We start from the raw sequence: 12,695 nt of genomic DNA, 5'->3' as shown, positions 1-12,695 counted from the left end.
CGGCTCACGCGGGTCCGCAGGACGCGAAGCATTCGAACAAGAATGCGCTCTTTAGCCGCTTTTCATTGGACGGTCGATGCCCGCGATCAGCCGCTCGAGCCGATCCATTGCCTCACTGAGTCGTACCTCGCTGCGTGCATAACAAAGCCGGATCTGCTGCGCTGTCGCTGAGCCGAATGCGATACCCGGCGCCAGACCCACGCCGGCTTCGAAAACAGCACGCTTGCAGAATTCAAGTGTGTCCGTCACGCCATCGATCTCAAACAGCGAATAGAACGATGCGGTGTTTGGCACCACGTGTACGCCAGGGATGCGAGCAAGGCGATCAAGTACGAGTGCGCGTCCATTGCGGCAACGCTCGACAAACCCACGCACGAATGGCTCGCCGTCCGACAGTGCGACTGTTGCGGCTTCCTGGAGGAACGCCTGCCCACCGCTCGTACTGAACTGAATCAACTTCTCAAAAACGTCAGTGAAGCGCCGCGGAAAGATCATCCAGCCCATGCGCCAGCCGGTCATCGCCCAAGCCTTCGAAAAGCTGTTGATCAGGAACACCGGATCGTCGGGTTCAGCAACTTCGACAAACGATGGTGCGTAGTCACAGTCGTACGTGATTCGCTGGTACACCTCATCCGCGATGACTGCTATGCCGCACCGCCGCGCGAAGTTGACAAGCCATCGCTGCTCCTCGACCCCGATGACCCACCCCGTCGGATTGCCCGGCGATGCGAGATAGATCGCACGCGTGCGGCTGTCACAGGCAGTAATCAGTCGCTCAGGGTTGAGCGACCAGCCTTCCCTGCCCCGATCCAGCTGGACTTCGCGTACCTCGCCGCCTGCGATCGACACTGCACGCAGTATGTTGGGCCACGAAGGCGTGATGCAGACGACGTTGTCGCCCGCGCCGACGAGCGCCTGTACGACAAGCATCACGCCGTTCATGCCGGATGAGGTCACGGCGATCCGGGAGTCGTCGATTTCCAGACCGCACAACCGCAGGTAGTAGTCGCGAATCGCGTGCCGCAGCGGTGGGATACCGCGGTTCGGTCCGTAAAACGTCTTCCCTTGGGCCAGCGCGCGGCTCGCGGCGTCACAAATGAAGGTCGGCGTCGGCAGATCGCTCTCCCCCGCCCACAGTCCGATTACATCAGGACGATCGACACCGAGCCGCCAGATATCGACGATCGGCGAATCCTCGATCTCCCCGATAACGGGTCTCGCGAGTTGCGCGGCGGATGGATGCACGGTTAAACCCTCGGGCAAGAATGCTTGCGGAATTGGGTAAAAAACTAAATTCAAGATTCTGAATTCAGAATAAGTGCACGAAATCCGAGTGTCAAGGCAATGACAGATGGGGTTTTCACTGTGTGCGGGACACCGATGCACTGAGTGGTCGTCGACTCGTATGAGTTTTGACTGGTGCGCACAGGACGCAACAAAAGGATTCGGGGCGCCTTCGTGCTGATAGTCCCATCAGGCGAGCGGCAGCTTGAGCGTGGAGTTCCCAACTTTGGCGCAGCCTGCCATGGACGATTCCCGCGGGAACCGAATGTTTGAAACTGCTGACTATCTCAGCCGGAACATGCGCTACGCTCCGAGCGCTGCCGCTCAAACCGCGTCACGAATGCCCTCCCTTATCCAGGTTGTGAAAGCATCCATCGTGACCTGGGTCCGTGTCGGCAGATGGCGGTCTCTCGGATAAAGAATCGACACTTCGGGCGCTGGCGTCTCCCACGACGTCAGGAGCCGCTCCAGCTTGCCTTCGCGTAGTGCGGGTGCCGCAATGAAGGAGAGGCTCTGCACGATACCCATGCCGGCGATCGCCAGTTGCAGCCGGGCATCGGAATCCCCAATCGACGCGATACTGCGAGGAAATAGCTCCTCCCGTTTCCCTTTCCTGTCGAACTCCCACTCGAGCCGTGCGCCTGGTTGCGGTAACAGGAAGTCGATCAGATGGTGTTCCGCGAGGTCTTCCGGACACTTCGGCCTTCCCATTTTCCGCAGATACTCGGGAGACGCGACCGTGACGCGTCGTGGACGCCCCAATGGCCGCAGCACCAGATCCTGATCCTCAAGTCCGCCAATGCGTACCGCGAAATCGATCCCGTCGCGTACAAAATCGCTGCGCCGGTCATTCATCACCAGTTCGATGTGGATCTGCGGATGCTGTTCAAACCACTGAGGAAGGCGTGGTATGAGAATCGACCGGGCAATCGAGATGTTCGCGCTGACCCGGACCCGCCCCGCAAGCGCTTCTTGAGAGCAAGTCAGTGAAGCCTCGACTTCGTCCAGTTCGCCGAGCACCCGGCGACAGACCTCGTAATAGCGCGTACCGGCCTCGGTAGGGGCAACTGCACGCGTCGTGCGGGCCAATAGTCGCAAGCCAAGGATTTCCTCAAGGCGAGCCATCCGTTCCGTTGCATTCGAAGACGACATGTCCATTGATCGGGCTGCCTTACCGAAAGAGCCCGTTTCCACAATGCGAACAAAAAGGCGCATGGCCGCCAACTGATCAACACGCATCGCATTACTCGCTCAGACCGAAAAGAGTCTTCGTATCTTACGCTCTGGGCGACTTACCGTTGAATCCGTATTGTGTGACCTGTTCTCAACATAAACGGAATTTGCTGTCATGAACTACTGCACATTCGGCCGCTCCGGGCTGCGTATTTCCCGTCTCACACTTGGTGCCATGACGTTCGGCGCAGGTGACGGTATCTGGGCATCGATTGCCGGCTTGAATCGTGAGCAGGCAGCACGTCTTGTGGGTCTTGCCGTGGATCAGGGGGTGAATCTGATTGATACTGCCGATGCCTATTCGCAGGGTCAGTCCGAGGTAGTGGTCGGCCAGGTACTGGCCGATCTTGGCCTCGACGAAACGCGCATGCTCATCGCGACCAAGGTGCGTCTGCGCACAGGCCCCGGCCCCAATCAGGTGGGCCTTGGCCGCTCACATATCATCCGCACCGTCGAAACGAGCCTGAAGCGCATCGGCCGCGACCACATCGATCTGTTGCAACTGCACGATCGTGATGCACTCACACCGCTCGATGAAACATTGCGTGCGCTCGACGATCTGGTTGCACAGGGCAAGGTCCGGCACATCGGCGTATGCAACTTCAGCGCTTCTGAACTCGAACAGGCGCACTCAATCACGTCGCAGGCGCATTGGGCGCAGATAACCAGTAACCAGGTGCACTACTCGCTGGCCGCACGCGACATCGAGCACGAAATTGCGCCCGTCGCACGGCGGCACGATGCGGCATTGATGGTTTGGAGTCCACTTTCAGGCGGTTATCTGAGCGGCAAATACACCGCTCAGAACGGCCAATCTGAAAAGGGGCGACGCACCAATCTCAACTTTCCACCAATCGACCCGAAAAAGGTTGATCCCATCGTTGAAGAACTACGCGCCGTCGCAAATGCATTGAACACCACGCCAGCACAGGTCGCGCTCGCGTGGTTACTCGGGCGCGACGAAGTGGCAACCGTGATGATCGGGGCGAGTTCCGAAGAGCAGCTTGGCGCCAATCTGCAAGCAGCAGAACTCGTGCTCCCGCCAGAGTACCGTGACCGGCTCGATCACGTCTCCCAACCGGACGTACCGTATCCGCACTGGATGCAGCGCTTTCATGACAAGGACCGTATCTGATCCCACGGGAAGCCGGATTCGTGACCGGGATCTGCGCCCGGTCACGCTCGAGGAGAATCTCATGCAGATGACAAACAAGTTGCGCTGCTCAGCGCGGCTGCTCGGCATGCTCGCCGCGCTAGCCAGTCCTTTGTGCTGGAGCGATGTTTCGACCGCCCAGACGGTTGCCGCACCACAAGTCGGCTCAGCCACGGCGACACCCGATAACGCGGTGCTGCTCACGGTCTTCTTGCGACATGACCAATCCCGTCCACTGAGTGAGCTGAATGCACAGCTCGCGAAACAGGGTTTCTACAAGGCATTCCCCCCGCCTGGCGTCGAGGTGGTCAGTTGGACCGTCGTAATGGGAATCGGACAGATCGTCACGCTTCGTCTGCCGGCCTCTCGGATCCGCGAGGTCAATCGCGTCCTTGAAGATAGCGCCTGGGGCGTATATCACACCGATTTCTATCCCACCTACGACTACAAGGCCGTCGGCCTGGCCGAACACGACAAGGCCAGGTGACGGGGCGCTGCGCGCATGCGCCGACTGGCGGACAGCGTCTGCGACAAAACCGCCATTTGCGTGTTCTGGACGACAAGGAGAGTTGTCGTGCGAATAGCAGACATCGCTGGCATCAAGAAATGGAACTGTCCTTGTTACACAACGTGGGATGCGCAAGGACGCTACGGTGTAGCAACTATCTCGAAGCGGGAAAAATATCAGGAGCGGTGAGTCTTGGCCGTGAACCGACCGATCGCATGCGGAGCCGCGTTGATGAAGGCGTCAATTGTTACATCGAGAACCGTTTGGCTTAGCTCGTGGTCCGTTGACGTGCCAAAGGCACAACGCCGAATTCCATGATAGAAAATCCCACCGTGAAAGGACCATACATAGTCAAGTTCGTCTTCTGTAATGGGAATGTCGACCGCAGACGCCATCCTGTACTCGGCGCGTAATTCCTCGCACAGCGGCATCAGAATGCGCTGCTCAAGGATACGAAAGTACCTGCGATTGATTTCCACACCCGAAAGACCAGCGAAGACATAAAGTCTCATCCAATCTCGATTGAAGACCACCTTCAGGTACGAGTTATAAAATCGGACAAGCCGTTCCCGAAGCGGAAGTGACCGGTCACGGATCAACTTGGGCCATTGGCTGTCCCAGCGTTGGGTGAACACGGCGTTGAACACGGCGTCAATCAGATCGTCTTTCGATTCGAAGTAACGAAACATGAGCGGCTGCGTGACTCCAATCTGTTTCGCCAGGTCATGGGTCGAACCAGCAAAGCCATGCTCGGAAAAGAAATTGATGCTCTCCCGGATTATCTGCGCCCTCCTCTCGTCGGGCGATTGCCGGCGCCGCTTTTCTGGCACCGCAGCGGCAACAGCGCTGGTGCGAGTCGATTTCGCTCTGCCGTTCACGTTACTTTGCGTCCTCTCGAAAGTCGGTTGCCATGTTTTGGGCTGTCTCGTGACCTGAATCTTCGGCGATGGCCATCTGCTACGTTGTCAACAAAGTAACTGGCTGCCGACGCGCTGCGATAGGCCCGGATGCGTTTTTCAAAGCCACTGGCCGTAGCCCGGATTGTGCTGCCAGTTCATGGCGAACAAGCCACTGCACTGAAACCCAAGTAGCTCCCATGTGGTGGAGCGTCGACGCCGCGTCGGAAAGTATTATATCGACAATGCGTACAGTAGGACCGGTATTGGGCGATCCCCTGTTGTACCAGGCAGTCGACGCGGCTCAGCCAGACGACCAATCCGGCTTTCCATCCACTACGCAGTATCCGCGATGAACCCGTCGTCACTCGCCGATGACCGTTTCCAATCTCCGTCGTCGAAAAAATAGACTGCCTCCGCCTGGCCGCGCAGCCGGATCGCCTCATCAAGCCAGCGACGCGATCCTGCAGAAATCCTTCGCCACGCGCCACACATTGCGACCCAGTTAAAGATCATCTCCGCCTCCCGCCCTGTTTGCTCCTCGGAGGGTGACTTTTCCTGACATACGCGATGCTCTGGAGAATCATCACGTTTCATTTTCTATGATAATTATTGATTGATAATTTATACGTCATGGATGCATGAAGTCAAGACTCCCCGCTTAGGGGTTTCCCCATCAGGATATGATCTGGGTTTACTGCATCCCGAGCCACGGCATGCCGGCGATACACAGCAACGATTCAACGGAAAGCACAGATGAAGTCCGATCCGGTCAATATGGAAGTGGAGTCCGAACGGCGCCCAGCTACTGCCTATGAGGTCGCTGAACTCGCGGGCGTATCCCAGTCCGCGGTATCTCGTGTCTTTACTCCTGGTGCCAGCGTGTCGGCGACCATGCGCGCGAAAGTCCTGGATGCGGCACAGCAACTTGGCTATCGCCCCAACCTGGTTGCCCGCTCGCTAATTACCAGACGCTCGAGTCTCATTGGCGTCGCGGTACCTGGTACCGCCAACCCTTTCTACCAGGCAGCCCTTGACGCGCTTTCCACCTCTTTTGCCAGAATCGGCTACCGGGTATTGCTATTCACCTCCGATCCAATGGCCGGCTCCGACCCGATCCTTGACGAGGTGCTGCGCTACCGGGTAGATGCGCTCGTTCTCATATCGACAAGCCTTTCATCCCATTTCGCGGACGAGTGCCTGCAACTGGGTCTTCCGGTGGTCATGCTAAACCGCAAGACCGACAGCGATTCTGTTTCCAGTGTTACTGGCGATAACCGGCGAGGAGCAAAGGAGCTTGCCGCCTTCCTGCTCGCCGGCAAACATCGGCGTTTCGCGTACGTCGCCGGACTTGAACATTCATCAACCAGCCGGGACCGGGAGGCGGGATTCCTGGAAGGTCTCGCCGAACGCAAGGTCCGCCATGTTGAACGCGTGGTCGGAAACTATTCCACTGCTGACACAGAGTCGGCCGTACGCACGCTACTGTCGTCCGCGACACCTCCAGACGCCATTTTCTGCGCGAACGATTACATGGCACTTGTGGCTATCAATCTTGCCCGGGCGGAATTCGGACTCCAGGTCGGTACCGACCTCTCCATCGTCGGGTTTGACGACATTGAGATGGCGCGATGGCCCATCTTCGGGCTGACCACCTACTCGCAACCCGTCGAGCTAATGGTCCGGCGAGTCATCCAGGTTGTGGAGCGTCAGCTTTCCACCGCGGCGGCGCCCGCCGTGCAGCACATCGTCGACGGAGAATTGATCGTGCGTGGATCCGCGCGCATACCACAGACCGGCGTCGTGCGGTCCGCAGACCATTGGATCTGGCGCTCGCGGAAGCGCTCCGATGCATCACGGTGAGCGCCATCCAGGCTCGCATCAAATCACAAATTATCGATCGATAACTTGAACTTCCACTAAGAGAGCGCTATTCTTGGAGTGCGTTTGCATTCGCATGCAAACGCTATTGCATTCGAATGCAAATTTCTGACCTAAACATGAAGGAGAGCTCCAAATGGCCCAATGGCTCAAGCGCGGCGCAGAAGCCGAAGTGATCAAGTCCGCGGCGAAAGAAGTGCGCGATACCGTGGAAGCAACACTCGCGGACATCGAGACGCGTGGGGATGAGGCGGTGCGCGAACTGTCGATCCGGTTCGACAAGCTGGATCGCGAGGACTACCGGCTGTCGCAGCGTGAAATCGACGATTGCCTTTCCCAGTTGACCAACCGCGACATCGCGGACATCGAATTCGCGCAGAGGCAGGTGGAAAATTTCGCACGACACCAACGGGAATCAATCCTCGACATCGAAGTAGAAACGCTTCCCGGCGTAATCCTCGGGCACAAGAACATTCCAATCAACGCCGCAGGATGTTATGTGCCGGGCGGTAAATACCCGCTACTGGCTTCCGCGCACATGTCGGTCATCACCGCTCGTGTCGCCGGTGTGCCACGCATCATTACCTGCGCACCGCCCTTCCACGGCAAGCCAGCCCCCGCCATCGTCGCTGCACAGCATATGGCCGGTGCGAACGAGATCTATTGCCTCGGGGGCATCCAGGCGATCGGCGCCATGGCAATCGGCACAGAGAAGATTGCACCGGTAGACATTCTGGTCGGCCCGGGTAACGCCTTCGTCGCAGAAGCCAAGCGGCAGCTTTTCGGTCGCGTTGGCATCGACCTCTTCGCAGGTCCGACAGAGACACTCGTGATCGCGGACGAATCGGTCGACGCTGAGATGTGCGCGACCGATCTGCTCGGACAGGCAGAACACGGTCCGGACTCACCCGCCGTATTACTGACAACCTCCGAAAAGCTCGCGCGTGAGACGCTGACGGAAATCGAGCGGCTGCTTAAAATCCTCCCGACCGCCGACATTGCCCGCAAATCGTGGGATAAATACGGCGAAGTCATTGTTGCGGACAGCGACGAGGAGATGGTCAAGATCGCCAACGACATCGCCTCCGAACATGTTCAGGTGCTGACCCGCGACGTTGACTATTTCCTGAAAAATATGACCAACTACGGTGCGCTCTTTCTCGGCCCGCGCACGAACGTTGCGTTCGGCGACAAGGCCATCGGCACGAACCATACGCTACCCACGAAGAAGGCGGCGCGCTATACCGGTGGGCTTTGGGTGGGCAAATTCCTGAAGACCTGCACGTATCAGAAGGTAATCACCGACGAAGCGTCTGCGTTGATCGGTGAATACTGTTCCCGCCTGTGCGCGCTAGAAGGGTTCGCCGGTCATGGCGAACAGGCTAATCTGCGGGTGCGCCGTTACGGACACAAGGAGGTGCCGTACGGCGGAGCCGCGGTCTGAAAAACTTTCAGACCGCCTGGTTGTGCTACGCGTAAGGAGCCACTCGCAGGTGGCTCCTTACATCGCGTACCGAACAAGCCAGAGCGACTATTTCACCTTTGGCACTATCGGCAAGAGCACGTAGTTCTCACGTCCACCACCCAGGTGCAGTGTCGTTGTGCCACCGAACACGTCGGCAGGCCGGTCACGAGGATCATCGTGGAGAAACGGGCCACAACCGGTAAACTCATTCTTCATGTTCGACAACTTGCCACCGCTCCCGCCTGGGTAGACGTAATCCTTGCCGCGCACGCTCAGGGCGATACGCGCTCCCGGCGGCACAACGATTGACGTCGGCCACAGCTCAATATCGAGTTCGTAGATCTGGCCAGGCGTGAGTGGTTGAATCTCATCGTGAGTGTGATACGGCCGGAAAGGCAGCGATTTATCCGGGTCGAGCTTCCGGTGGGACGCGCGCAGCCACCCCTGTGCGATCGGCGTATGAGGGTCCAAGGCCCCGACGAATACCACCTCATTGAAGTCGGCAGAAAATACACGCAAGACCAGAAACAGATCCGCGTCCTTTGTCGTAGACGACACATGAAGTCGCGCTGCGATAGGCCCGGTCACCTCCACCTCCTCCTCAACCGGTGGCGTAACAAATGTGAGGCCGTCACCCAGCGCGTCGAATGGCAGTCTCGCAACCTGTTGCTGCTGCAAGGTATCCAGCACGTGACCCTCAGCGTGAAGGTGGTAACGAGTCCACTGCGTGTGCGGGATCGGCCAGTTCTCCTCAAAGCGCTCGACGAATGTCTCCCCCGGATGGCGAACCTGTAAGCGTACCTTCGGTTCCTGATCCCAGCCGTTGCTCTCGCCCTTCAGGAAGTAATCGAAAAACCGCTTCTGGATGGCGATGCCGTAGTCGGTGTAGTAGTGCGTCCAGTGCTCGATACCGTGAACCTCGAGCCACTTCTGCTTCGAGGCCGCGAGCATGTAACCCTCGAAATTGCCGCGTGGATGGAGTCCCTGCCCGCCCCAGTTAGCAGCCGACAGCACGGGCACTTCGATATCGTTCCAGTCGGGCGTGCGGCACGTGTGAAATTCGTCGATCAATGGATGCTTGATAATCTCGTCCCACATGTCGATCCTGTTGCTACCGAGTTCTTCCTCGGTCAGCGTCGCGGGGCCCGACACCCATTCGCCATTCAAGCGGCTACGATGCCCGCGCTTGCCGAGACCGTGTTGCACGGTCTTCACCTGCATGTCGTACCAGTTCTGAGCGAACGTGCAGTAGATCCCACCGTGGAAAAACATCTCCCGGTAGTAATCCTGGAAGCCTTCCCAAACACAGATCGCAGCGAGGTGCTTCGGCTTTTCCGCAGCAACCTGCCACTGATTGTTTGCATAGTACGAGATACCGCTTAATCCGACCTTTCCATTACACCAGGGTTGGACACCCGCCCAGTCAATGCAACGCGCGAAGTCCTTGATCTCCTGAGCCGACCATGTCTCAAGGTAGCCCGGCGAGCGACCCGCACCGCGGCTGTCGACGCGGACGCAGATGTAATCGTGCGGCACCCATTTCTCCGGGTCCGCCACCTCCCAGCTCTGATACGCGTTGGAGGAGCCAGCTGCCACGTCGGGATGTTCGTCCACCATCCGATCCCACGCCGTCTTGTAGCCGTCTTCGAAATGCAACAGCTTTCCATAGGGTCCATGCGACATCAGGACCGGAAAACGGCCCTCTTTGGCCGGCCGGAATATGTCCGCCCTCAGGACAGTGCCATCGTTCATTCTGATCGGCACATCCCATTCGATAATCATACCCAGCCGGGTCTCGGTCCTCAGCGCCCGTGATTCGCCAGCCGGCGCATGATCGGGCTCAAGTCTCGTTGAAGTCATTTCGTTTCTTCCTCTTTCAGGTGAATCCTGGGGTCCAGGGCGCGACAGCCCCTCTATCTCGACCGCGTTCAATGGGCGATACCGTTGACCGCTTGTCCCGGTGTATCTGATAGCGTTTCAATGCCGGTTTCGCCTCGTTCAGAGGCGTCAGCGGGAGCCAGCACGGCAAACAGAATGCCGATCAGAAGACCACAACCGGCGAGAAACAGAAACGCGGGAAGAACCGCATCTGTTGTTGCGCGCGGTGTGATGACGTTGCCCGTTCCCGCAATAACGGCGAGGCACAACGGGCCGAGAATCTTGCCAATACCGTTGGCGGCCTGGCCTACGCCGATGGCGCGAGCTGCAAGCCGTGTGGGGAATATTTCCGCCGAATAAGGGCCGATCACGCACCAGCCACCGTCGAAAAATAGAGCACCAACCGCAACCATGGCCACAAAGAACGGAAATCCCGCGACGGTATGCTGGGCGCCCAGCCCGGCGACACCAAGCGAGAGCGCGATGCCAAAGCCGAAAAGAGCGCAAACCCTCCTACGCGTCATCCACCTGGGTAGCAAGGAAAGAAGCAGCCGGCCAGCAATTCCCGCGAGCGCTACGAAGATGAAGTATCTGGCGGCTTCTGCAGGCGATATCTTTAGCAGCAACGCGACGATCGTTGGCCCCCAGAGATAGACTCCGTAGCCAGCCGTACTCAGTGCGGCCCATGTCACGATCACCAGTAGTGTGCGACCGGGAAACAACAGTAGCTCGCTGATCCGCCCATTGGGCGCAGGCGCATTTGTAACGCTCGTCGCTGTAGTCATCGTGGGTAGGTCATCAGCATCCACGCCGAGCAGAAGCGCGAATACGTTGCGTGCCTCGCTAAACCGCCCTTTGCTGATCAGCCACTGTCCTGATTCGGGGACGAACAGCGTAGCGAACAACGTCACGAGCAGCGGTGCAAAACCCAGGGCTGCGACGCCTCGCCAACCGAATGCGTGCAGAAGGGTCGCGGCGGAAATCGACGCAATCAGCGATCCGACAGAAGCGGCGATGAACGGAAAACCTGTCAACCGCGTGCGATAGCTCGCAGGTGTGTGCTCGACGAGAAGAACTGTCTGTGTCGTCGCTGCGCCTGCAAGCCCGCAGCCGACGAGAAAGCGCAACGCGGCGAACCCCAACCACGCCCCTTCCGGTAGGAATGCAACCGCGCCTGCACCGAATCCGCAGATCGTTGTACTGATCAACAACACGCGCTTTCGGCCAAACGCATCCGCCAGAGAGCCACTGAATAGCGAACCCACGATCGCACCGGCCCCAGCGCTAAGGAGAATCAGCGACGATTCTCCATACGTCAGGTGCCATCCTGGACCGAGAACAGCGAGCAGGAAGCCGACGAGGTAAAAGTCAAAGAAGTCGAGTGTAAAGCCGAGGCAAAACACGGAGAATGCGCCGAAGTAGCGCTTTGTGGGTCGCGAACTCGCGTATAGATTCAGCAAGTCCTGCCGCTGCGTGAAGGGTTGCATGAGCTGTCTCCATCTGTAATTTAGTCTGTGTAGCGATATCGTCGCTGCTAGCGGTTACGGCATGCAGCGCGCCATCTGCTGCTTCCATCACTGCGCAGTCCAGCCTCCGTCTATCCTCAGACTTGTTCCTGTCACCATCGCAGCTGCGGGTGACGCCAGGTAACAAACGGCCGCCGCGACATCCTCCGCCGGTAACAGCCGCCCCATTGGCAATCGCTCCATGACCCAGCTATGAAACCTGGCGTCCTCGAAGAAGGATTTCGTCATCGGAGTCTCGACGAATGTTGGAGCTACCGTATTCACGCAGATGCGGTATGCGGCGAGCTCCAGCGCCATCGCCTTGGTAAGCCCCTCGATCGCATGCTTTGTCATGCAGTACACCGACCGACGGATGGCACCCACATGCCCCATCTGCGACGACATGTTGATAATCGAGCCTCTGCCCGTACTGCTCGCAATCATCTTGCGAGCACACGACTGCGCTACCGTAAACATTGATCGCACGTTGAGCGTCAGCATGATGTCGAGCTGCTCCAAAGTAACGTCAACGAATTCGGTCGGGAAATTCGTTCCCGCGTTGTTCACGAGGACATCCAGCCGATCCATGCGGTCGACCATCGCAGAAAACGCGTCGACATCTGTGACATCGCATACGAGTGCAGACGCCTGACCGCCGGCGTCGTGGATTTTCGTGACCACCTCGTCAAGTTCGCTCGCACTGCGACTTAGTGCGTAGACTTTGGCGCCACGTTGTGCGAGCGCGCCTGCGATTTCTGCACCGAGCCCTCTCCCGGCTCCCGTCACGAGAGCCACCAGACCGTCAAGGTCTGAAGACGATTTCTGCGACCGCATCATTGTTCCCGTGGAGTTATCTTCGGCATCCCGCTCTTCCGATGTACCGTTCAAGGAA

The 12,695-nt window shown here is 58.4% G+C and carries 10 protein-coding genes; 4 read left to right on the top strand and 6 right to left on the bottom strand.

Annotation, left to right across the window (positions count from 1 at the left end):
* Nucleotides 1-51: 51 nt before the first annotated feature.
* On the bottom strand, nucleotides 52-1,245 hold the full coding sequence (locus M0D66_RS10670; protein WP_266210725.1) for a pyridoxal phosphate-dependent aminotransferase: 1,194 nt from the start codon (nucleotides 1,243-1,245) through the stop codon (nucleotides 52-54).
* A 363-nt stretch (nucleotides 1,246-1,608) separates the two neighbouring features.
* Nucleotides 1,609-2,523, bottom strand: a complete 915-nt coding sequence (locus M0D66_RS10665) for a LysR family transcriptional regulator (RefSeq protein WP_256454959.1) — start codon at nucleotides 2,521-2,523, stop codon at nucleotides 1,609-1,611.
* A 109-nt stretch (nucleotides 2,524-2,632) separates the two neighbouring features.
* On the opposite strand from M0D66_RS10665, the gene M0D66_RS10660 reads away from it, so the two are divergent.
* Together M0D66_RS10660 and M0D66_RS10655 are read left to right on the top strand one after the other, a co-directional pair.
* Entirely contained in the window at nucleotides 2,633-3,652 is a 1,020-nt protein-coding gene (locus M0D66_RS10660) for an aldo/keto reductase (protein ID WP_266210724.1), read from the top strand.
* 61 nt (nucleotides 3,653-3,713) lie between these two features.
* The gene (locus M0D66_RS10655; protein ID WP_266210723.1) at nucleotides 3,714-4,157 is read left to right on the top strand and encodes a hypothetical protein; all 444 of its coding nucleotides are present in this window, start codon (nucleotides 3,714-3,716) and stop codon (nucleotides 4,155-4,157) included.
* 197 nt (nucleotides 4,158-4,354) lie between these two features.
* On the opposite strand, the gene M0D66_RS10650 is transcribed toward M0D66_RS10655, so the two are convergent.
* Nucleotides 4,355-5,056, bottom strand: a complete 702-nt coding sequence (locus tag M0D66_RS10650; RefSeq protein WP_200620005.1) for a TetR/AcrR family transcriptional regulator — start codon at nucleotides 5,054-5,056, stop codon at nucleotides 4,355-4,357.
* A 774-nt stretch (nucleotides 5,057-5,830) separates the two neighbouring features.
* Between M0D66_RS10650 and M0D66_RS10645 the strand changes: the two genes are divergently transcribed.
* Both M0D66_RS10645 and hisD read left to right on the top strand, forming a co-directional pair.
* Nucleotides 5,831-6,937, top strand: coding sequence for a LacI family DNA-binding transcriptional regulator (locus tag M0D66_RS10645; RefSeq protein ID WP_200620006.1), 1,107 nt, complete (start codon nucleotides 5,831-5,833; stop codon nucleotides 6,935-6,937).
* Between the two features lie 154 nt (nucleotides 6,938-7,091).
* On the top strand, nucleotides 7,092-8,399 hold the full coding sequence (gene hisD, locus M0D66_RS10640) for a histidinol dehydrogenase (RefSeq protein ID WP_093633667.1): 1,308 nt from the start codon (nucleotides 7,092-7,094) through the stop codon (nucleotides 8,397-8,399).
* 87 nt (nucleotides 8,400-8,486) lie between these two features.
* On the opposite strand, the gene M0D66_RS10635 is transcribed toward hisD, so the two are convergent.
* From M0D66_RS10635 to M0D66_RS10625, 3 genes are all read right to left on the bottom strand, one after another.
* A complete protein-coding gene (locus M0D66_RS10635) occupies nucleotides 8,487-10,280 on the bottom strand; it encodes a CocE/NonD family hydrolase (protein WP_244179277.1) in 1,794 nt (597 codons plus the stop codon).
* A gap of 68 nt (nucleotides 10,281-10,348) precedes the next feature.
* Nucleotides 10,349-11,785: an MFS transporter gene (locus M0D66_RS10630; protein ID WP_266210722.1), complete on the bottom strand. Its 1,437-nt coding sequence runs from the start codon at nucleotides 11,783-11,785 to the stop codon at nucleotides 10,349-10,351.
* 87 nt (nucleotides 11,786-11,872) lie between these two features.
* Nucleotides 11,873-12,691: an SDR family NAD(P)-dependent oxidoreductase gene (locus M0D66_RS10625; RefSeq protein WP_234486788.1), complete on the bottom strand. Its 819-nt coding sequence runs from the start codon at nucleotides 12,689-12,691 to the stop codon at nucleotides 11,873-11,875.
* Nucleotides 12,692-12,695: the final 4 nt, after the last annotated feature.

The sequence above is a fragment of the Paraburkholderia sp. SECH2 genome (assembly GCF_030464795.1).
Classification (GTDB): Bacteria; Pseudomonadota; Gammaproteobacteria; order Burkholderiales; family Burkholderiaceae; genus Paraburkholderia; species Paraburkholderia aspalathi.
This window is presented reverse-complemented; position numbering and strand designations above follow the sequence as displayed.